General features: G+C 63.1%; 12 protein-coding genes. 4 read left to right on the top strand and 8 right to left on the bottom strand.

Going from position 1 to position 21431, the window contains the following annotated elements; all coding sequences use genetic code 11:
• Positions 1-25: 25 nt before the first annotated feature.
• The 5 genes from HFK18_RS13110 to HFK18_RS13090 all read right to left on the bottom strand — a co-directional run bounded on the left by HFK18_RS13110 (position 26) and on the right by HFK18_RS13090 (position 7614).
• Positions 26-2458, bottom strand: a complete 2433-nt coding sequence (locus tag HFK18_RS13110; RefSeq protein WP_180166569.1) for a VWA domain-containing protein — start codon at positions 2456-2458, stop codon at positions 26-28.
• A gap of 9 nt (positions 2459-2467) precedes the next feature.
• Complete coding sequence (locus tag HFK18_RS13105; RefSeq protein ID WP_180166568.1) at positions 2468-4009, bottom strand: hypothetical protein; 1542 nt, start codon at positions 4007-4009, stop codon at positions 2468-2470.
• A gap of 182 nt (positions 4010-4191) precedes the next feature.
• Positions 4192-5100 (bottom strand): DUF58 domain-containing protein, encoded by a 909-nt coding sequence (locus tag HFK18_RS13100; RefSeq protein ID WP_180166567.1) that lies wholly within the window; start codon positions 5098-5100, stop codon positions 4192-4194.
• Positions 5100-6104, bottom strand: coding sequence for a MoxR family ATPase (locus HFK18_RS13095; RefSeq protein WP_180166566.1), 1005 nt, complete (start codon positions 6102-6104; stop codon positions 5100-5102). The genes HFK18_RS13100 and HFK18_RS13095 overlap by 1 nt, the downstream gene beginning before the upstream one ends.
• Positions 6105-6108: 4 nt before the next feature.
• Positions 6109-7614 (bottom strand): hypothetical protein, encoded by a 1506-nt coding sequence (locus HFK18_RS13090; protein ID WP_180166565.1) that lies wholly within the window; start codon positions 7612-7614, stop codon positions 6109-6111.
• A 19-nt stretch (positions 7615-7633) separates the two neighbouring features.
• Between HFK18_RS13090 and HFK18_RS13085 the strand changes: the two genes are divergently transcribed.
• Both HFK18_RS13085 and HFK18_RS13080 read left to right on the top strand, forming a co-directional pair.
• On the top strand, positions 7634-10561 hold the full coding sequence (locus HFK18_RS13085; protein WP_218946701.1) for a pitrilysin family protein: 2928 nt from the start codon (positions 7634-7636) through the stop codon (positions 10559-10561).
• Positions 10562-10638: 77 nt separating this feature from the next.
• On the top strand, positions 10639-13500 hold the full coding sequence (locus HFK18_RS13080) for a pitrilysin family protein (protein ID WP_180166564.1): 2862 nt from the start codon (positions 10639-10641) through the stop codon (positions 13498-13500).
• 57 nt (positions 13501-13557) lie between these two features.
• Here HFK18_RS13080 and HFK18_RS22065 read toward each other — a convergent pair whose 3' ends face one another.
• On the bottom strand, positions 13558-14976 hold the full coding sequence (locus HFK18_RS22065; RefSeq protein ID WP_180166563.1) for a HAMP domain-containing sensor histidine kinase: 1419 nt from the start codon (positions 14974-14976) through the stop codon (positions 13558-13560).
• A gap of 520 nt (positions 14977-15496) precedes the next feature.
• On the opposite strand from HFK18_RS22065, the gene HFK18_RS13070 reads away from it, so the two are divergent.
• Both HFK18_RS13070 and HFK18_RS13065 read left to right on the top strand, forming a co-directional pair.
• Positions 15497-18457 (top strand): TonB-dependent receptor, encoded by a 2961-nt coding sequence (locus HFK18_RS13070; protein WP_218946700.1) that lies wholly within the window; start codon positions 15497-15499, stop codon positions 18455-18457.
• 52 nt (positions 18458-18509) lie between these two features.
• A complete protein-coding gene (locus HFK18_RS13065; RefSeq protein WP_180166562.1) occupies positions 18510-19181 on the top strand; it encodes a response regulator transcription factor in 672 nt (223 codons plus the stop codon).
• 467 nt (positions 19182-19648) lie between these two features.
• Here HFK18_RS13065 and HFK18_RS13060 read toward each other — a convergent pair whose 3' ends face one another.
• Together HFK18_RS13060 and HFK18_RS13055 are read right to left on the bottom strand one after the other, a co-directional pair.
• The gene (locus HFK18_RS13060) at positions 19649-20407 is read right to left on the bottom strand and encodes an SDR family oxidoreductase (RefSeq protein WP_180166561.1); all 759 of its coding nucleotides are present in this window, start codon (positions 20405-20407) and stop codon (positions 19649-19651) included.
• 164 nt (positions 20408-20571) lie between these two features.
• Positions 20572-21339, bottom strand: a complete 768-nt coding sequence (locus tag HFK18_RS13055) for an SDR family oxidoreductase (protein WP_180166560.1) — start codon at positions 21337-21339, stop codon at positions 20572-20574.
• Positions 21340-21431 lie beyond the last annotated feature (92 nt).

Genomic DNA, 21431 nt, shown 5'->3' with positions numbered 1-21431 from the left:
GATAGCGGGGTACGGTGCACAGGCATCAACGGGGTTTCCTGAAGAACGACGGTGTGTGCCAGGCCCAGCGACGGCAAAGCACTTCCAGCAGATAAAGGCCGATCGCCAGCAGCGCCAGCCATGTGCGCAGGTCCAGCACGCGCCATCCCGCTACCGCGTCGGCCGACACGCCAGCACTGAGTGCGGCCAGCTTTTGCAGCGGCAGTGAGTAACGAAGCACCGCCGGACCACCAGCCCGATCACGCCAGTTGCCGTCGGTCACGCGTAGTTGGGTGCCGTCCCCGCGAAGCAGCAGACGCATCTCGTCGCGTGCCTGCAAATTCGCGATCAAGAGCGTTGGCGACATGGGCTGTAGCGACAGTGTCTTCTCGCTTCCGTCTGCGTCCACGCTGACCAGTTGTAACTGGCTGACAGCCTTGGCGTCGCTCCCTTCCACCACCACCTGCACCGACCGCCCGTCTCTGTTGACCTGGACCGCATGCGAAGGTTGCTGTCGCGCCGTGCCCACGAGCAGTCGTGACAGCCAATGGCCGTATCCCCGCCAAGCCTCCCAACCCTGTGTACCTGCTCCAAGCGGCTCGGTCATGATGCTAGTCACCCGCCCGGAGCCATGTTGCCAGCTGGCCACAAACGGTTCGTCGCCTGCGCGGGCCATCAACTGTGCGCCCGAGCGCGGTACCGCCGTGGCGATGCCCTGCAACGGCGGCATACCCAGCAGCGAATCATCCTGCCACCAGGCCTGACCTGCGATCGCGTGCACGCTGAATCGTCCACTGCGATAGCCTGGAGAAGGCTGCAACTGTGGCTGTTTGAGGTTGAGTTCGACCATGCTTGCGTCATCACTCACTTGGTAGAACCGGCCCCGCCCCCAGTTTGCCAATTCAGCCATGCGCTCTTCGCCTTCGCCACCACCGACCAGTGCGGTGGACACGTTGATGCGGTCCTGCGCTATATGCCGCAGCAGGCGCTGGTAATTGTCCTCCTCCACGCCCGCGTCAGTAATCACCAACATGTGCTTGAAGCGCGCATCTGTGTTCTTCAGGCCGAAGTAAGCTTCCTGAATGGCTGGAAATAGCTGAGTGCCACCCTGAGCCTGCATGCGTCCGATAGCGCGCTCGACGTCCGCAGTATCGCGTGCCGGCTGGATCGGAACGGACCATTGCCGAGCACCATAGAACTCCACCACACCAACCCGATCCTCGGGCTTGAGGCGGCGTACCGCCAGTCGGGCGATCTGCTTGGCCAGGTCCATTGGCGCACCAGCCATCGAGCCTGACGAATCGATGATTACCACCAGCGCCACGCTGGGATCCTGCAGTTGCTCGTGCGGCTTGCCGCTGACAGGTAAAAGTTGCGCCAACGGACCGCCGCTGGTTGGGTCCTGAGGCAGCCCTGAGAATGCGCTGCTGCCACCACTGAAGACCAGTCCAAGGCCATCGACAGTGACCGCACTGGCCAGTGCGGTCTGTGCTGGTGCGGGCAAAAGCTCAACGCCAATCCCATCGAGTACTGCGATGTCCTGGCCAGTGAAGCTGGCAGCGTCCACCGCCTCCGGCGCCTGCTGCCGCACCGCGAACCCGTCGCCCAACAAGCGCTGCAGGTGCATTCCTGCGCTGGGATCACGGGCCACGTACAGCAAGGGAAGCGGATCCTGCACGGCTAGGATTCCGCTCAAAGCCCCACGCTCGACGCCCCCGCTGCCGTCGCGCAGCACCACGCGCAAAGGATGGAAACCGGCGGAGCCGGCTGCAAACTGTAGGGTCACCGTGCTGGGGCCCTGCACATCCGGCACCGCTGAACGCACAAGCTCGACATCATCGCGCAGCACCGCAACCTGCAGGCCACGGGTGGTGCCATCGACGCGTATGCGCGCAGTCGCCAACCCTCCAGCGCGTGCAGACGGCACGTCCACGTCCACGAGGCGCGGAAGGCTCGGCGCCGCATCAGCACCGTCGATATCGACCTTGACACCACGCTCCAGCAGCGCGCTGACCACGCGCCCCCAGTGCGGATCATCTGAACCGGCGGCGCCCAAGTACAACAAGCGACCACCGTCGGAGGCAGGCAGCTGCTGCAGAGCCGCAGCAAGCGCCTCTACCGGAGACTGTTCACGCAGCCTCAGATAGGACTGCACCTCCAGCTTGAGCGGCTGCCCGCCCAGCTGCACCACAGTGATGCGGGTGCCTGCCGGGATGGCTGCAAGCCGCTGCTGCAGGCGTTGCCGCAGTGCTGAGCGGTACGGGTCCGGCAGTGCTGCGCGCTGGTCGAGCACGATCACCTGCGCCGGCGAGTCACCACGCACCAGCAGCGATGGCTGCATCAGCGCGAAGACCACGCACACAAGCAGTGTTGCGCGAAGCCATGGCTGCCAGCGTGGCAGGCGCGCGGTGCGCCACCACAACAGTGGCAGCAGCACCAGCAGCACAGCGGCCCACGGCGATTGTAGAACCATGTCCATCAAGGATCCTCAGGGCACCCGGCCGCGCACGAGGAGCAGCCATTCAACGCAGCAAAGCAGGAGGGCGAGGAAAAACAGCAGGCTGCTGAACTCGCCATGCAGGAACGTCCGCGGCGGCGCGGTTGAGGAGCTGATCGCGATCGGCTCGGCGACGCCCCGGGTGATGTCGCCGTCGAGCAATGAAATCTGGAGATTTTTCCCGGCCACGGCGTGCGTGCCCGCCGCAGGCAGGAAAACCCGATCCCCAAGTGCGCGGTCGCGGACCGACGTGTCCTGACCAAGCCCCTGCAGCAGCAATGCCTGCTGTAAGGGCTGACCGGCAGCAGCGTATGGCACCCATGATGGCGAGTCAGCGAGCCAGTGCAGGCTGCGGCTGACGAACAGCGGCATGGCGAGCGACTGCACGAAACCGCCATCGGCAGCAAACAGCTCCTGCCACGTCTGGACCCGGGCAACCTTGCCCTGGCTTACGTCGACGCCGACGGGGCGGCCAAGTTCATTGGCGATGGCAGTGTTGCGCGCCTGGTCCAGACCTAGCGCCTGCAGGTTGCCAGCGAGCGCAATCTCGCCGTCGATATCCCGTACGGTGAAATGAAATGCCGGGTCGCCGCCCGCGGCAGCAACCAGCTGCAGCGTTGGCACGTCGGTGGCAGCGATCGCTCCTTCGGCAACCACCAACACCTGCGCCTGTGCGGCGTCCACCAACTGCAGCGAGGGATCCAGGGACAGAACATCCTGCAGCGCACTCGGCAGCGTGCCTGCGACCCCCACCCTTAAAGGCCTGCGGATGGGTAGCAGCAACGATGCACCGTCGTCAGCAGCGAAGGCATCACCTTGTCTCAGTGCGATCTGCAGCATGCTGCCATCGGCGGGCAAGTCAGTCAGCAGCACGCCGGCGCCGTCACTGGAAGAGCCGACGCCAGCAGGCAACGGCTTCCCGTCCAGTGCAATGGTCAGATCATCCTCGCCCGGCACAGGTGCACCGGCAGCATCCAAGGCGACACGGACGTCCACCGTATCCCAACGCCCCGAAGCAGCAGGTGCAGCGCCAAGCGCGATGATGCCTCGGTTGCTGGACAGTGGCTGGGTCAGGAAGGCAGCCTCCACCTGCACTCCGGCTGGCAATGTTTCGCGTGCGGCGCGGAGAACCGGGGCGGCGCCATAGTAGTGCACCACGATGTCACCCTGGGCCTGGCCATCGCCCTGTCCCAGGGCCGATACCGATGCCAGCCAGCTAGCGAACGCAGATGGCCTGGCCCGCGCGGTTGCATCGCGCAACCTCGCCTGGAGCAGGGCTAGAGGCTCGTCGCTGGCCAGCAGCAGCGATGCCACGCCGTCACCCAACACCACCTGCCGTGCGCCGGTCGGTGCACCGGCGACGTCGCGCTCCAACGCGGCGCGTGCTGCGCCGAAGGCACCGTCGCTCATCAGCCACGCCGAGGCGTCCAGGTAGTACACGTGGTGCTGCCCGTCGTCGGAGAGGGGGTTGCGCGGGCCAGCAGCGGCCATCCACAACAGCAGCACCAGCAGCAACGACAGCAGCCATGCCAATGGCCGCTGCCAGCGCCCCCCAAGGCGCCTCGGCGGAAGATTGCGCAATGCCTGCTGCCACAACGTGGCGCTGGCGAGTGCGACGGGGGTCCGGCGCACTTTGAGCAAGTACAGTAGCGTCACCAGCACAAGGATTGCGGCAGCACCGGCGGCAACCAGTGCGGGGGGGAATGTAGCGAAAATCACAAGCGTAACTCTCCCGTGCCGAACAGGGTCTGCAGTTGCGGCAGCACGTCCGCGGCTGCATCGATGCGCAGTAGTCCGCCGCCGGTACGCGCAAAATGAGCCAGGCCATCGCTGAAGCGCGCGTGCACTTCGGCATACGCGCGCAGCAGTTCCGGCGACAGACTCAACTCCACGGCGTGACCCAACTCCCCATCATCGATCCGCACGTCGCCGTGCAGGTCTGGGTGCAGGCTGGGATCTGCATCATGCGCACGTACCAACTGCACCAACAGCACGCGATGCGGCAATGCCTGAAGCGCGCCCAGCAGCGCGTCGATGCCTGCCGGGTCGAAAAAGTCCGATACCACCACCACCAAGCCGCGGCGCAGGCGGCTAGCCGCCAGCTGCCGTAGCGCGCCGACCAGCTCGGTGCCTCCATGGCCCGGCAGCGCAGCGAGCTGACTGGCAACGCGCATCAGATTGCCGCGACCGGTCAATCCGCGCGCCTGCACCTGCATGGTATCGCTGAAGGCAAGCAGGCTGACGGAATCATGCTGCGACAGTGCAATCGCAGACAGCGCGAACGCGGTGCGTTGCGCCGCCGGCAGCCGCGCGGGCTGCTCGGCGAGCATGCTCGCCGAACCATCCACCAGCAGATACATCGGCATGTCTTGCTGTTCCTCGAACACGCGGACAAACACACGACCAAGCCGCTGATACACGTTCCAGTCAATCGCACGCAGGTCATCGCCCACCGCATACGGCTTGAAATCAGCGAACTCACTGCCCTGTCCGCGTGCCGTGGTCCGCTGCTCAGCCAAGCGCCCGCCGCGCTGGGCCTTGGCGATGCTCAGCGACAGCGCCTGCACCGCCTCCAGGAAGGCGGGGTCGAAAAGTGCCTCGGTAGTGGCCGCGGCCTGCGCCATCAGTGCAGACCTGCCATCACGTCGGCAACAAGATCATCAGCAGTGATGCCATTCGCCTGCGCCTGGAATTTGGTGACGATGCGATGACGCAGCACCGGCACAGCCACCGCGCGGATATCCTCGTCGGCCACCGCGAAGCGACCGCTGCGCAGCGCCAGCACCTTTGCCGCCAGCATCAGGCCCTGAATACCGCGCGGCGACGCTCCCAGGGCGACATTGGCGTTGACCTGCGCAGTGGCATAGGGGCTATTGGGCTGGGTGCCCATGACCAAGCGAATGGCACAGGTGCGTGCCGTCTCCGGTACCGGCACCTGACGCACGATCGCCCGCATTCGGCGCAGCGTTACCGCATCCGTCACCGCCGACAGTTGCACTTGGCTGCCGCTGGTGGTGCGCTCGATGATGGCGTGATAATCCTGCTCGGTGGGATAACCAACCACCAATTTGAACAGGAACCGGTCCAACTGTGCTTCCGGCAGCGGATAGGTGCCTTCCTGGTCGACCGGGTTCTGCGTGGCCATCACGCAGAACGGGTCCGGCATTGCGATCGTACGGCGCCCCACCGTGACCTGCTTCTCCTGCATTACTTCCAGCAGCGCCGCCTGGGTCTTGGGCGTAGCACGGTTGATTTCGTCGGCAAGCACCAGATTGGCCACCACCGGGCCCTGTTGGAACGCCAGCTCATGCCCGCCGCCTTCGCGCTCAGTGAGCACGTTGGTACCGACGATATCCGCCGGCATCATGTCCGGCGTGAACTGAATGCGCGAGAACGGCAGATCCACAGCCTGGCTGATCGAGGACACCAGCATCGTCTTGCCGAGGCCGGGAACGCCTTCCAGCAGTACGTGGCCACCAGCCATTAGCGCGGTCAGTACACCGTCAACAACTTCTCGCTGGCCGACGATCATGCGCCCGACCTCATTGGCGACGGCGTCGAACACGTTGCGAAATTCCGTGGCAGCGGTGCGGGCGCTGTCGGCGTCGTGCAGATGGGTGATGCTCATGGTGTCATTCCTTGGTAGCGGAGTCGCCGCGCTTGCGCTGCAGCAGGAAATAGTCTCGGACCAACTGCTGGTCCGCGGCGGAGGCAGGTCGTGGAGTGGACGCGCCACTGTCACCGGACTGGCTGCCGCGTGTGCTGGACGCGCTGGCTGCTGCCGGGTCGTTCTTCGGTTCACCGGGCCGGGTGATGCTGCGTACCCGCCCACGGTTGGGGGTCCCAGTCAGTTGATCCTCCATCGGCACGCCCAACAGCAACCCGGTCAGGCCGCGGGTGCGCTTGAGCGCATTTTCCGTACCCTGACCCTGACCCTGACCTTGGCCATTCTCCTGACCACCGCCCTGCGACTGCCCTTGGTCTCCTTTCTCGCTAGGCGACTGCCGCGGCGGCTGGCCCGGGTCTTTGCCGCTCTGCGGCTGCGAAGGGGGCGGAGCGCCGCTGCTAGGCGGCAACGCAGATTGCGCTGCCTGTGCCGAAGATGGACGTTCAGGTGTTTGCGTACTTGCGTCAGGTATGCCGTCACTGTCGCCGTTGCCAAGCGGGGCTTCCCTGTCCGACAGCACCTTATCCTTCGCATGCTGCGGGGTTGCGGCCGGTGATTGTCCCCCGTCCCCGGTTGCCGGAGCGGGACGGGCCGCTTGCTGCCGTCCCTCGCCGGCACTGGACGCAGCCCCGTCCCCCGCTTGGGTCGCAGCGGCTGATGACGATGTACCTGCCTCGCCGGAGGGCGTCCCGCCCTCCCGGTCAGTGTTCACCGCTCCCGATGCCGCTGACGACGGCTGCTCGCCGACGGCTCCGCCAGCCCCGGGCTGGTTCACAGAGCGGGTGTTGGTACCCGTCGGCGCCGCCGGCTGTAACGCTGCACCCCGCCCGGCTACGTCGTTCCCAGCGGCAACAGCGTCAGCATCACTACTCTTGGGCTGAACGACCAGGCTACCTTGACCGGGAACGAAGGCTGCAGCGGCCAGCAACACAATTGCCGCGACCGGCATCGCCCGGCGCCAGCGTTCCAGCGGCGGCGCACGGACCACGATCTCGCTCGCGGCGGCCTCCCTCGCCAAGGCCACCCACGACTGCGCGTCGGCAATTGCTGCTTCACGGAAACCATCACGCTGCGCCGCTGCCAGGAACTCATCGGCGGCCAGCAGGCGGTCCTCGGCACCGGCGCGACGGTCCAGCAGGGCAAGCGCCGCACGTCGCTGCGGCTGCCTGCGGGCACGAAGCGACCAGCGCGGCGCCAGCGCCAGCAATGCGACAACCGCCATGCCAGCCAGCGCCCATGCCCACACCGGCACAGGCAACCAGTGGGCCGTTGCAAGCGCCAGCAGGGGCAACACAGCGCAGCCAGCGAGCGCCCAGCGCAAGCCTCGCTGCCGGGCACGCCTGACGGCCGCCCGGTCAAGCAGGCGCTGTCCCTGCCGGGCGAGCGAATCCAGTTGCTGGGCGAGCGTGGTGGCCGCGCTATCGGGAGGAAGGGACATTGACCTTGGGGTGTCGGTGGGACTGACCAGCATTCCACATCACGACACTTGCATGGACCTTACCTGGCATCTCTATTTGCCGGCATTTCCAGCCATCAGGTACCGCCGGAGGCATGCCAGCCCGGTGCAAGCTTGGCGTGCGTCAATCCTAGCACCTGCTTTGCCTGTCCCGGAGTTCGCATTGAACCGCTTTTCGCAGTCCCTGTTGTCCATCTCCCTTGCTGGGCTGTTGTCCAGTGTCGCAATGTCACCTGAGTTGGCTGCTGCTGCCACACGCCCGCAGGCAGCGACCGGGATCGGCGAAGTGAGCATCGACCATCATGTCTTCACGCTGCCCAACGGCCTCACCGTACTCGTGCACAGCAACCGCAGCGTGCCCAATGTGTTCGTCGGCATGTGGTACCGCGTGGGCTCCAAGGATGAGCCGGCGGGCAAGACCGGCTTTGCGCACCTGTTTGAACATCTGATGTTCCAGGAAACAGTAAATCGCAGGAGCGAGTACTTCCTGCCGCTGGACAGGGCCGGCGCGTCGGACATGAACGGCACCACCGATGTCGACCAGACGCGTTACTACCAGACGGTACCGAGCAACGCGCTCGACCTTGCGCTGTGGATGGAATCGGACCGCATGGCGTGGCTGGGGCGCAGCATTACCCAGGCCGAACTGGACGAGCAGCGCGCTGTGGTCAAAAACGAGAAGCGCGAAGCCGAACTGGGCGAGAAGGATCCCAGCGCGGACATCTACCGCGAGAGCTACTTTCCGGTCGGCCATCCGTACCGGCACAGCACCATCGGCTCGGTGGAAGACCTGGACAGTGCGTCGCTGGAAGATGTGAAGGGCTGGTTTGCCGACTATTACGGCGCCTCCAACGCAGTGCTTGTGCTGGCCGGCGACGTCGACCTGGAAACCGCCAGAGCCAAGGTCGCGCACTACTTTTCCGACGCCCCCGCCGGCAAGCCAGCCTCACGCATGGACCAGTGGCTTCCGTCGTTCCCAGATGTGAAGCGCGACATCGTGCAGGGCGTGCAGCCGATGGGCGGTGTCCGCCGCAATTGGCCGGTATCTGGTGATTCCCCCCGTGAACTCGCGTTGCTGCAGTTAGCGGCCGGCACCTTGGCCGGCTCGAAAGACACGGTGCTGTGGGACCTGCTGGTGGATGATCTGCAACTGGCGACCGCGGTGTCAGCCAGCCTGTCCAGCAACTTGCTGGTCAACACTTTCACTATTAACGTGACGCTCAAGCCCGGTGTGCAGCCGGAGCAGGTCGCGCCGATTCTGGACAGCGCACTTGCAACGTATTTTGCCAAGGGCCCTCGCGACACCGAGCGCATGCAGGCGATCGTAGTGGGCACCGAGAACAACCTACTGCGGTCGCTGCAGAGCAATGCGGCGGTCGGCTCGATGCTTGCACAGGGCCAGCTCTACCTTGGCGAACCCGATGGCGCACTGAAACAGTTGGACTGGGTGCGCACGGCCACACCGGAAGACCTGCGCATGGTCAGCCGAAAGTGGCTTGACCGGCCGTACTACGAAATGATCACCCGTCCAGTGCTGGCCAATGCTCCCGCGCCCGGTGAGGTCGACCGCACGGCTCCGCCGCAGCCTGGCCCGTTCGCCGGCACAGTTAAGTTCCCGGCCATCGTTGAAACCACCCTGTCGAACGGCATGAAGCTGGTCGTGGCTGAGCGCCCCGGGCTACCGTTGATCGACGCCAGCCTGCAGTTCGACGGCGGCACAGATGTCGAAGACAGCTACGGCGAGGGCGTGGCGGCGCAGGCGATGGGCTTGCTGCAACTGGGCACCCAAACGCGCGACAGCAAGGCAGTCTCGCGCGAGATTGCGCGAACTGGCTTTTACATGAACGCAGCGGTTGGCGATCGGGCGATGGGATTCAACTGGAGCACCACCAGCAATCGCCTCGACGACAGCTTCGCGCTGGCCGCAGATCTGGTGCGTCGTCCTGTGTATCCACAGGCGGAAATCGACACGCGTCGCGCGAACGTCAACATCGACGCCGCCTACGACGCCTACGAGCGCAATCCCATCCAGTCGGTCGGCAAGGTGTTCGCCAACGTGCTGTGGGGCCCGGGGCACCGCAACGGCCGCATCACAACCCGTGCCAAGGCTCATGCGGACTTCGAGAAGCAGAACGATCGTGCCGCCATCATCCGCTTCCACGACCAGGAAATGGGGCCTGCCAACGCCACGCTCTACATCATGGGCGACACCTCGGTGGCGGCGGCCACTGCTGCGGCCGAACGCAGGTTCGGCGACTGGCGCCGCAACACGCCGACGCCACCGCCGGACCCGGCCAATGCCGCCATTCCGCAGTCCGTTGGTTCGCGCGTGATCCTGATCGACGCTCCGGGCATGCCGCAAAGCGCGATCATGGTCGGGCACCTGGTACCTGCCTTCGACAAAGACACGGCCGCAACCGAATCGCTGATGGACTCGGCGTTGGGCGGCAGCTTCCACAGCCGTCTAAACATGAACCTGCGCGAGGACAAGGGCTGGACCTACGGTTTCAGCGCCGGCATCAGCGGCGACAGCCGGGGTCCGCGGACGTTTACCGCCAGCGGCAACGTGGAAACCGACAGGACCGCCGACGCGCTGGTGGAAATCCGTAGGGAAATGCGCGATTACATCGGCGCCCGGCCGATAAGCGACGACGAACTAGCACGTGACAAGGCAGCCTCTATCCAGGCCATTCCATCGGCCTTCACCACCAATGGCGCGTTCCTGGGGTCGATGATCAGCTCCCACAGCATGGGTCTTCCCTACAATCGTGCCGAGGGGGCAATGCAGCGACTGGATGCCGTCGCGTTGGACAAGGTGCGCGCCCTCGCTCGCGCAACCTACCGCCCCGAGCAGATGACTTGGGTGGTGGCTGGCGACCTGAAACGCATTGAAGCCGCCATCCGTGCCTTGGACCTGGGTCCGGTGGAAGTCCGCGACGTCTACGGCAACACCGTTCGCTGACCCGGCCGCCGTCCACTTTGGCAGCCATCGCCGTGCTGGAACCGATGGCTGTCCTTTTTTCCTCGAGGAACGCATCCATGTTGCGCCCGCTTCCGCTTCTGATCGCCGCCGTACTTGCAGGCGCAACCGCGCCGGTCGCCGCCACTGCCCCTGCGTCCTCCATCACAGCTGCAGGCCAGGACAACGCCATCCCGGACCTGCCCTTCCAGCGCTTCACCTTGGACAACGGGCTCACCGTGGTCGTCCACGAAGACCACAAGGCCCCGGTGGTAGCGGTGAGTATCTGGTACCACATCGGTTCAGCCGACGAACCGGCTGGGCGCACCGGATTTGCGCACCTGTTCGAGCACCTGATGTTCTCCGGGTCGGAAAACAATCGAGGCACCTTCTTCCAGCCGTTTGAAAACGTGGGCGCCACCGGCATCAATGGCACCACATGGTTTGACCGCACCAACTACTACGAGACCGTGCCTACCACCGCGCTGGACATGGCGCTGTGGATGGAGTCCGACCGCATGGGCCACCTGCTCGGCGCCATCGGCCAGGCCGAACTGGATACCCAGCGCGGCGTGGTCAAGAACGAAAAGCGCCAAGGGGAAAACAACCCTTACGGACGCGCCGGCCAGAACATCCTGTTCAACGTTTTCCCAGCCAACCATCCCTACCAGCACGATTCGATCGGTTCCATGGACGACTTGGACGCGGCCACGCTGGCCGATGTCAAACAGTGGTTTCATGACAACTACGGCGCCGCCAATACCACACTGGTACTGGCCGGTGACATCACCGTCGCCGAAGCACAGGAAAAAGCGCAGCGCTACTTCGGCCATATCGCCGCCGGCCGGGCCGTGCCGCGGCAGCAGCCCTGGATCACCCCGCTGGCGACCTCCACCCGGGGTGTTCAACATGACCATGTCGCGCAGCCACGCATTCTTCGCAACTGGGTCGGGCCGCAGGCTGGGACCTACGATGCGCTGATGCTGGACCTCGCCAGCACCGTGCTCGGCGGTGGTCGCACTTCTCGGCTGTACCGGCGCTTGGTCTACAAGGATGCTCTCGTCGACGACGTCAGTGCCAGCATCCTGCCGCTGCAGTTGGCAAGCCAGATCACTCTGCAGACCGACGTCAAGGCCGGGATCGACCCGGCGCGCGTGGAGGCGGTCATCGCCGAGGAACTGGCGGATTTCCTGCGCGAGGGTCCCACCACAGATGAGCTGGAGCGCGCGCGCATCGGCATCCGCGCCGGCTTCGTGCGCGGCCTGGAAAAGGTCAGCGACAAAGCGGCACTGCTTGCCGAAGGCCAGGTGTACCGCAGCGATCCACGCGCATACCAAGATGACCTGCAGCGCCTGCAGGCGGCCACCGCTGACGACGTCCGGACGGCAGCCGCACGCTGGCTGAGCAAGGGTGATTACCTGCTGACCATCCTGCCTGCGCCGCAGGGCTTTGACGCTGCTGCCGAAGATTCCGCAGTGGTGCCGCTGCTCGCCGCCGCGGGACGTCCGCAGCCGCAGCTGCCGCCGGCGGTTCAGTTTGCCGGCCGCAGCAGCGAGGTCGATCGCAGCACAGGCGTGCCCAAGGTGGGTAGCTTCCCCGACCTGAGCTTCCCCGAATTGCAGCGCGGCAGGCTGCGCAATGGGGTGGAAGTGCTGCTCGCACGTCGTCCCGGCGCGCCCTCCACACAGGTTGAATTTCTGTTCGACGGCGGCTACTCGGCCGACGAGGGCGGCAAGGCTGGCACTGCAAGCTTCACAGCCGCGTTGATGGGGGAGAGCTCGCAGCGTCACGATTCGCTGCAGATTGCCCGCATGCGCCAGCGGCTGGGTGCGCAGACCGCCGTGCAGTGCGGCCTAGACAGCTGTAGCGCCACCCTGGATGCGCTCAACGACCAGCTGACGCCCTCGCTTGCGCTGCTGGCAGATATTGTCCGTGCGCCGGCCTTCGCCAACGACGACATCGAACGCGTGCGAGGCAACTGGCTGGCCAGCATCGCCCAGGAAAAAAACGAGCCGACCAGCATGGCCCTGAGGGTACTGCCGCCGCTGCTGTACGGCGCCGGACATCCCTATGCAATCCCGCTGACCGGCACCGGCGAGGAGACAGCCATCAACGCGCTGCATGCGGGCACGATGCGTATGTTCCATCAACAATGGTTCCGACCGGACAATCTGCGCATCTTGGTCGCTGGCGACCTGAGCTTGGAACAGGCGCTGACCGCGCTTAACAGCAGCTTTGGCGACTGGAGGTCACCGTCCACGCCGCTGCGCCGCGTCAGTCTGCCCGCCGTCGCCCCGCAGACAACGCCACGGGTATACCTCGTAGACAAGCCGGATGCGCCACAGTCGTTGATCCTCGCCGGCGTTCTGGCACCACCAACCGCCGCGCCCGACACACTGGCACTGGCGCTGGGCAACGCCGCGTTTGGCGGCACATTCACGTCTCGGCTGAACATGAACCTGCGCGAACGCAAACGCTGGGCCTACGGTGCGCAAACTTTCACCATGGATGCCAAAGGCCAGCGCCCGTTCCTGTTCTACGCGCCAGTACAGACCGACCGCACCGCCGACTCGGTGGCGGAAATCCTCAAGGAAGCCACAGCGCTGTCCATGACACGTCCGCTGAGCGACGAGGAAATCGCCAAGGTCCGCAACCAGCGTGTACGTGGCCTTCCCGGCAGCACAGAAACTACCAACTCGTTGCTGAAGTCCATGGAGGGCATCGTCCAGTACCAGCGTCCTGACAACTACGTGCAGACGCTGAAAGCGCAACTGGACGGTGTGGATGCGGCAGACGCGCAACAGGCACTCACCAGGGTCGTTCAGCCACACGCCCTGACCTGGGTGATCGTCGGCGACCGACGCACGGTGGAGGCTCCACTGCGTGCGCTGGGGCTAGGTCCGATGCAATTGGTGGACACGGACGGTCACATACACGATTGAGCCTGCGAAGCGCGTGGGTGGCAGCCCAGCACCGGACTACCACGCCCGCCGCCCCGCTCAGTCCTGCGACTGCACCGGTGGGAAGCAAAGGGTGAAGCGCGCCCCTCCCTGTACCGCATTGTCGGCATGCACGCTGCCGCCATGCAGGTCTGCCACCGCTTTGACGATCGCCAACCCAAGCCCGTGACCATTTCGATTAGGTGGGAACTTCGCAAATGGTTCGAACAGCGTCGGCAGCAATTCGAGGGAAATGCCGCTACCGGAATCCTGCACCGACACTTCCCGGGTGTCCCGTACCTCCAGCAGCACACGCCCTCCGTCCGGCGAGAATGACATGGCGTTGTCGACCAGGTTGGCGATGGCCACATCCAGCAGGCCGGGATCGCCCAGTACGCGCACCGGCGCGTCGCCCGCTTGCAGGTCTAGCCGCAGACCGCGTATCTCCGCCAACGGCTCTCTCTCGCTGATCACCCTCCGGCAAGCGGCCCCCAGATCCACCAACGTATCTAGCTTGCGCCCCCCACTGATGCTCATCAACTTGAGCAGTTGATTGGCCAGTGTGGTCAAGCGCCCGACGTCCCCAACCAGCTTGGCCTTCAGCGGCTCATCAGACAGCATTTCCAGCCGCGTGCGCAGCACAGTTAGCGGCGTGCGCATTTCATGGGCGGCCGTGGACAGGAAGAACTCACGACGCTTCTGTGCTTCGTCGACCTTCTTGATCATCTCGTTTACTGCCTGTACCAGCGGCACAACTTCGCTGGGCAAGCCTTCCTCGGGCAGCTTGCGGTCCAGCTGCTTGGGATCAAACGAGCGAGTGACAGCGGTGATGCGCCTGATCATGATCACGTTGATACTGAGGATCAGCACGAAAATCATGAACATGCCCGCGCCGACCAGCAACAGGCTACGACTGGAATCCCACACCCACTTCGGATAGTAAGGAAGCAAGCTCCCATCGATGTCCAGCGGCGTGCGCAACCCGGCAAACTCGTAATAGGTAATTAGTCCGCTACAGTCTGAGTAACTGATAGAAACCAGGCCGCTCGTGTCCGGATGTCTGTATTCAGATTGCGTGCATGCATCCGGGACGTCCTTACCTTCCCGCAGTGCCGCCAATGCATCGTAGTGCATCGAATGAAAGAAAACTTCGCCTTCTTCGCTCTGGAATGCAGCATCGCCGATGCGCACGTACCAACGGAAGTCGGGGTTGCGATCCTTTATCTGTGCGAGGACCGGGTCGCGATCAAGAGGGATCGCCTCGGCTGGTGCGTTGCGTGTGCGCTCGATGAAAGTACTCAAGCGCGTCGTGACTTCACTTGACGTGCTCTGCAACGGATCAGAAGAGCGACTGGACGCAGTTTCGACCAGTGGTCGGATGCCGACCCAATAGAGCAGGCTGCCCAGGAACAGCAGTGCCAGCAGGGCCACCTGCCCCATCATCGAGCGGTACAACCAAGGCATTCCGAGAGCTTTCACTGCGCAATCCTGACTGATGAACGGCCAACGGTACTGTGGACAGCTCCGACGCCAGCAAGTGAAAAAACCTGTTCCCGCAGCTTTGGTGCGTCCGCCTCAGAAGACACCCAATGGCGCCCTCGATGCAGTTTCCGTTGCAACCATTCTTGCGTGGCGCGGAGTGCAGCCGGATTTACTCCTGCCACGTTGATCGACAAGGTGCCACACACCGCGCCTTCCACGCCAGCCCGTGGTTGCAGGTCGGATAAAAAACACGAAACCCCATAGTTTGCGGCAAGCTTCGTGCAAGCTTGATGACGTAAACATGACTCGCCGGCCGATGTGATGGGGAAAACCACACCGGCGGGAAGTCCCGGAATCCGTTCCGGGCAGGGAAGTCATGTCATTGCAGAGCACAGCCGCGGAGCGCGGTGAGTATCCAGCAGACATGTGGACGCGGGAGGCGTCCCTGACCCCGGCTGCAGCCCGTGGTTTTACCCGCTGTCCACCCTTACGTGCCTGGAATCTAGGAGAACATCCGTTGAAAACGCATTCGCTCCCTTTGTCCGTGCTGGCAATAGCGCTGACAACCGCATTGTCGCCCGCATGGGCGCAGGAAGGTGCAGCCGGACGCAGCGCAGATAGCGCCGCCGAGGACCAGGAAGAGTCCGCCGCCCAAGCGTTGCAACGCATCGAGGTCACTGGCAGCCGCCTGCAGAAGGGCGACGTATCTTCCCGCGTGATCGTGATCGACCAGGAAGACATCAAGGCGCGCGGTGTCACCAGCGTCGAAGACCTGATCCGCACCTTACCGCAGAACCTTGCCACCATTGGCGCGATCACCAATGAGCGCCTCAACGGACCGCTTCAGGACAATGTGGGCCGCGTTAACATCAGCAACATGGGAACACTGGGCGTCTCTGCAGCCAATCTGGGGGGCATGGGTGCCGGACGCACGCTGATCCTCGTCAATGGTCGGCGCATGGCCGGCGCCGCGGGCATCCAGCAGGGGTTCGTGAATCTCAATGGCATCCCGCTCAGCGCCGTAGAGCGCGTGGAAATCACCACGGATGGCGGCTCAGCTGTCTATGGCGCGGACGCGATGGGAGGTGTCATCAACTTCATCCTTCGCCGAGACTACGTGGGCACCACGGTGAACGCGCAGTACGAAAACTCCAGCAACGATGCAGACACCAAACGCGTCAGTATCTACTCCGGCTACAACTGGGGGAGTGGTAGCGTTTCAGCAACGGTGAGCCACAGCCGTCGAAGCCCGGTCAACAACTGGAAGAGCGGATACACCACGGAGGACTACTCAGGCTACTTCAACGGTGACCCCAACTACGACTTCCGAAGCTTCAGCAAAGGGGCGCAACCTGCCGTCTATCCCATCAGCGACTACGTGTATGACCCGGCAACACAGATTGTGACGCGCATCGATACGGCGTTGACGGTGCCAGCCGGTCTCGGTCGCGCCCCGACTGCGGATGACCTGGTACTGCTCGATGCCAGCGCCAAGTCGGACCGTGTGCCTCAGCTTGCCGGCCCGGAGTCAGAATCAACTGCGGTCAACCTGAACTTCGAACAGAAGATTACCGACAAGCTCACCTTTACTGCGAGCGGCCTCTTTGATCGCACCAAGAACTCGCAGGAAGAGCGCTATGACAACGGCCTTGCCATCCCCTTGGGGCCGGGCCAGTACTACAATCCCTTCCCCGCATACTTCACCGACTCGTTCAGCCCCGGAACCACTGTCTACTATGATCCCCGCATGGAGATCCAGTCTGGCCGCCTACCAGTCGCCACCGTCTCCAATAGGACGGAGGGGTGGAGTGCGAACCTCGGCCTGAGTTACGCGTTCAACAGCAACACCAAGCTGGATCTGATCTACACCACTTCGAGAACCAAGAACCTCGGTGCGACCAGGAACTTCGGCTCGGTGGTGTCGTTCATTGAGGATCCGACCTCGCCGAACGGCTTCCGCTGCACGAATTGGGAGCTGGATAGCAACCGACTAACCGGCACACGGCTGGCGCAGATGCAGGCGATATTCGACCGTCAGTGTCAGGCGTTATCCAGCTCCAGTCCGTCGCTGGCGTTCGATCCCTGGAGCACCAGCAGCACCCCGGTCGGCGCGGACATCAACACCTTCTACTATCTGCTGGACAACGAGAACCGGGCATCGCGCCTGCAGAACTTCGAAGTGCGTCTGAGTGGCAGCGCCTTCGAGCTGCCCGGTGGCAGCGTCTACTACGCGCTAGGTGGCGACTACAACGAAGACGGCATCGACAGCCGCGAGGTCCGAAATCTTTCGATCCTAGCCACCAGTCGCGACCGTCATGCCTTCTTCGCCGAAGCCAGCATTCCGGTGTTCGGCAAAGACTTCAGTTTCCCGTTGATGCGGGCATTGACCTTCAACGTCGCCGCCCGGCGCGACGTGTATACAAGTGAAGGCGCGGTAGGCACCGTGGACAATGTGCCCTACTCCGAGGGTGGCCAGATCCTGTTCGGCAAGAACGAATTCGGTAAGACCACGCCGAGCTTTGGCGCACTGTGGGAAGTCACCGACAGCCTAAGCCTGCGCGCACGCTGGTCGCGCGGTTTCTCTGCACCGCCGCCGACCAACCTCTTCAGGGTCACTGGCACGCAGAACACCGACGCGTGGATCTTCAATGATCCTCTTTACACCTGCACCACAGACTGCGCCTTCCCGGGCGCCAGATACTACATTGCCCGAGCCACGTCTGCACCGAATCCCAATCTGAAGCCAGAGACCTCCATTCAGCGCTCGTACGGCCTCGCCTGGCTTCCGCAAGGTGCACTGTCCGGCCTCACCTTGGATATCAACTACAACCAATCCAAGGTCAGTAATGAGTACGCCTCGTTCGGTATGCTCAGCCGTTACCTGTCCGCCAGAGATCAGCTGCGGCAGAGTGCATTCTACGAGCGCGACGCATCCGGAAGGATCATCAACGTCAACCAGATGACGTTCAACCTTCAGGGATCGGAATACTCATCAATTACGTACGAACTGGGGTATCTCTGGACTACTCGCTGGGGCAGCTTCCGACCGAAGCTGACCTGGCTGGACAACATCAAGGCAGAGACGACGTCGCTGCCTGGCGTGCCGGTGCTGCGCACCGTCGGCACGGTGCAGGGCGTCGATGATTACAAGGTGGTCGCGGAGCTTGGCTGGCAGTACCGCAACCTGACTGCCACGCTGTGGGCGAACTACACCCCGACCTACACCAACGACTATGTGCTCACGATGTACTCCGGCAACGTGTCCAACCCTGAATATGCCAAGCCCGTGGAGTCGTTCACCACCTACGACCTCACGCTCAGTTGGCAGCTGCGCAACGACCTGCGATTGAACTTCGCCGGACGCAACATCCTGGATTCCACACCACCGTTCGTGGTGATCCAGAATCGACCGTATGACACGGCCCGCTATAACGCGGCAGGCCGCACACTTTCACTGGAAGTGCAGTACGAGCTCTGATACCGAAATGCCCCGGTCCAGCGGACCGGGGCTTTGCAGCTACGAGGAATACATGCGCCTGTTGTTGGTAGAAGACGAGCAGGACATCGCCGAAACCCTGACCCATTTTCTGGTCAAGCAGGGTTTTGTCGTTGACTTGGCCCCCACCCTGGCCATTGCCCGCAGGGCGGTGCTGGACAATGACTTCGACCTGGTCCTGCTTGATCGGCGACTTCCCGACGGCGACGGGCTCTCACTCATCACCCATGCACGCGCGCACCAGCGCGCACATCGCTTCATTCTGCTCACCGCGTTGGCCGATCTGGACAGCAAAGTTAGCGGCCTGGAATCAGGGGCGCACGACTACATCGCCAAGCCATTCGAGCCTCGTGAGCTGCTCGCACGCATCCGTAACGCACTGCGACACAACGTCATTACCGGGCGCGAGCTGAAGCGTTTTGGACCACTCAGCTATGATGCCGACAGTCGCGCATTCTGGATCAACGATGAGCCGCTAGTACTGCGGCGTACTGAAGCACTGGTGCTGGCCGCACTGATGGCGCGGCCCGGCGTGCTAGTGCCACGCGAATCGCTCGAGGCCCGCGTGTATGGCTACGACCGACAGGTTAGTTCCAATTCGCTGGAATCACAGATCTCCCGCCTTCGTCGCAACATCGGTGAAAAGACAAAGCGCATCCAGATTCACTCCGTGCGAGGCGTCGGCTACAGCCTCGTTGAAGAATGAGTGCTCATCATCCTTAGCTCACCGCCTTGATCCATAGGTCGCAAACAAGTCGGAATTCGCTCAGGCTCGACTGAGGCTCGGGGCAGTGAAGTAGTGCCGTACTACCGCCAGGTCCGCAAGCTGACGTTCGTTCACTTCATCGCCTGGTTGAGCGTGCCCACTCGTTCTTTGGCTTCCTCGCAATCCCTCTCAGGTGCTGGGCAACGACCTGGCCGGCATGGCGGAGCGTGTCGGCTCCGGGATGCGCCAGTTCATACCAGGCGATGAAGTGCGCCGATTGGCCAGGCTACTTCAAGACGATGATTTCGGCTCAAGCTCCCACTAGTCAATGAAGCAATTCATGTCGCTTCGTTCGTCAAATGGACTACGCGACTCTAAATCAGCCGACCAAGCAATGCGCGCCGTGTACGAACACCAACTCTCCATAGTAGAGACACTAGAGGACGGGTTAGGTAAATGTCTCCGGACTACAGCAACTGCCCGCCCGAAATGTCGAAGGTCGTGCCGTTGGCCCACGCCATGTCGTCGGACAGGATCGCGGCGACCGCGCAGCCGATATCATCCGGCAAGCCGACACGGCCGAGTGCGATGCCTTTCGCTACAAAGGCGTTGACACCCTCATCGTCGCGAACGGCGCCGCCCCCGAAGTCGGTTTCGATCGCGCCCGGTGAGATGGCGTTGACACGAATCTGACGTTCACCCAGTTCGACCGCCAGATAGCGGGAAAGCACCTCCACCGCCGCCTTCATGGCGGCATAGAGGCTGTAGCCCGGCAGGGTGAAGCGCACGAAACTGGACGAGACATTCAGGACGCGCCCGCCGTCGGCGATCAGCGGCAAGAGCTTCTGCGTTAGGAAAACAGGACCCTGAAGATGAGTCGCAACCAGGGACGCGAATTGCTCCTCGGTCGCATCGATGAAGTTCGAGAATAGGCCGTTGCCTGCGTTGTTGACCAGATAGTCGAAACGATCCCGGCCGAACTCTGTTTTGAGCGTCTCGGACACGGTGGCGGCGAATGCGGGGAAGCTCGTCGTATCGGTCACATCGAGCGCCAGCATCGCCGCCTTGCCGCCCACCGCTTCGATTTCCTGACGCAAGGTCTCGGCCTCGGAGGCGCCACTACGGTAGGTGCCGATGATATGGACGCCGCGCTTGGCAAGATGAAGCGCCATGTTGCGGCCAAGGCCGCGGCTTGCGCCGGTGATAAGCCCGATCGGGTGGGTCATAGTTATGGCCTGGGGCGGATCGACATTCAGCTGTGGGTTAGTTGGTCATTGCTGACGGCAACGGCGAGATCGGTCTTGATTTAGTCGAACATTGGCTCTATCCGGCTGCGTTGTTTGTGGATCGCACGGTAGGGATGAAAACTCCATGCCGGCGGATGAGCCACTTATCCCAGCCCGACGCCGCCATTGACGAGGTGCAGTTGGCCGTTTATCCACTCACCCTCTCCAGAGAGGAGGAACGTGACCATCGCAGCGATATCCTCCGGCCTTCCATGTCGGGGTGATCTAAGCGCTGACGCTATCGCTTCTTGCTCCTCCCGTGGGACCTGGGCCAGAGCAAGTTCCGTGAGTACGAATCCGGGCGCCACAAGATTAGCCCGGATGCCCTGCTTACCCCAGCGAGACGCAATATGCTTAGTCATTGCCAGCAAGCCCGCCTTGGAAACCCCGTAGCTAACTCTCGTGGGGTCGCCGCTAAGCGCCAGACCGGTCATCGTGTTTACAATGGAACCGCCGCCTCGTTCAAGAAATCGTGGTATCGCATACCTGCAAGTGAAGAAGTATCCTGTCAGATTGACGTCCAGCGTTCTCTGCCAAACCTCTACTGGGACGTCAACGATATCGGTGTCGCGCCCGAACACCTCGTTCCGCAGATCGGCGCCGACATTGAAGAGGCCGTCGATACCACCGAACTCGCTGACGGCTGATGAGATCAAATCTGCGCAGCTTTCTTCTACCGAGAGATCGAAAGTGACTGGCAAGGCCCTTCCGCCTGCGGCCTGGATCGCGGCCGCTGTCTTTTCGGCTCCCGTACCGCTTATATCTCCCACCACGACGGTGGCGCCCTCCGAGCCGAGCCTCGCCGCCGTAACAGCACCGATGCCACTCCCGCCTCCAGCCACAACTATTACCTTGTCTTTCAAGCCTTTCATGTGAAACTCCGGATTGATGGTGTTCGCTGAAGAATTCGCCAGCATGTATCGTAATAAATATTCTTTCGGTTAATCATCTACTGATATCGAGC

The organism is Stenotrophomonas sp. SbOxS2, assembly GCF_013416715.1.
Lineage (GTDB): Bacteria > Pseudomonadota > Gammaproteobacteria > Xanthomonadales > Xanthomonadaceae > Stenotrophomonas > Stenotrophomonas lactitubi.
The sequence above is the reverse complement of the archived record's forward strand: the minus strand, read 5'-3'. Positions and strand labels throughout refer to the sequence as shown.

Excerpts from the sequence above, each read along its gene's own strand:
- HFK18_RS13065 (WP_180166562.1), top strand. The coding sequence starts at position 18,510 with ATGCGCCTGTTGTTGGTAGAAGACGAGCAGGACATCGCCGAAACCCTG.
- HFK18_RS13100 (WP_180166567.1), bottom strand. The coding sequence starts at position 5,100 with ATGGCGCAGGCCGCGGCCACTACCGAGGCACTTTTCGACCCCGCCTTC.
- HFK18_RS13080 (WP_180166564.1), top strand. The coding sequence starts at position 10,639 with ATGTTGCGCCCGCTTCCGCTTCTGATCGCCGCCGTACTTGCAGGCGCA.
- HFK18_RS13060 (WP_180166561.1), bottom strand. The coding sequence starts at position 20,407 with ATGACCCACCCGATCGGGCTTATCACCGGCGCAAGCCGCGGCCTTGGC.
- HFK18_RS13110 (WP_180166569.1), bottom strand. The coding sequence starts at position 2,458 with ATGGACATGGTTCTACAATCGCCGTGGGCCGCTGTGCTGCTGGTGCTG.
- HFK18_RS13085 (WP_218946701.1), top strand. The coding sequence starts at position 7,634 with ATGGACCTTACCTGGCATCTCTATTTGCCGGCATTTCCAGCCATCAGG.
- HFK18_RS13090 (WP_180166565.1), bottom strand. The coding sequence starts at position 7,614 with ATGCTGGTCAGTCCCACCGACACCCCAAGGTCAATGTCCCTTCCTCCC.
- HFK18_RS13055 (WP_180166560.1), bottom strand. The coding sequence starts at position 21,339 with ATGAAAGGCTTGAAAGACAAGGTAATAGTTGTGGCTGGAGGCGGGAGT.
- HFK18_RS13095 (WP_180166566.1), bottom strand. The coding sequence starts at position 6,104 with ATGAGCATCACCCATCTGCACGACGCCGACAGCGCCCGCACCGCTGCC.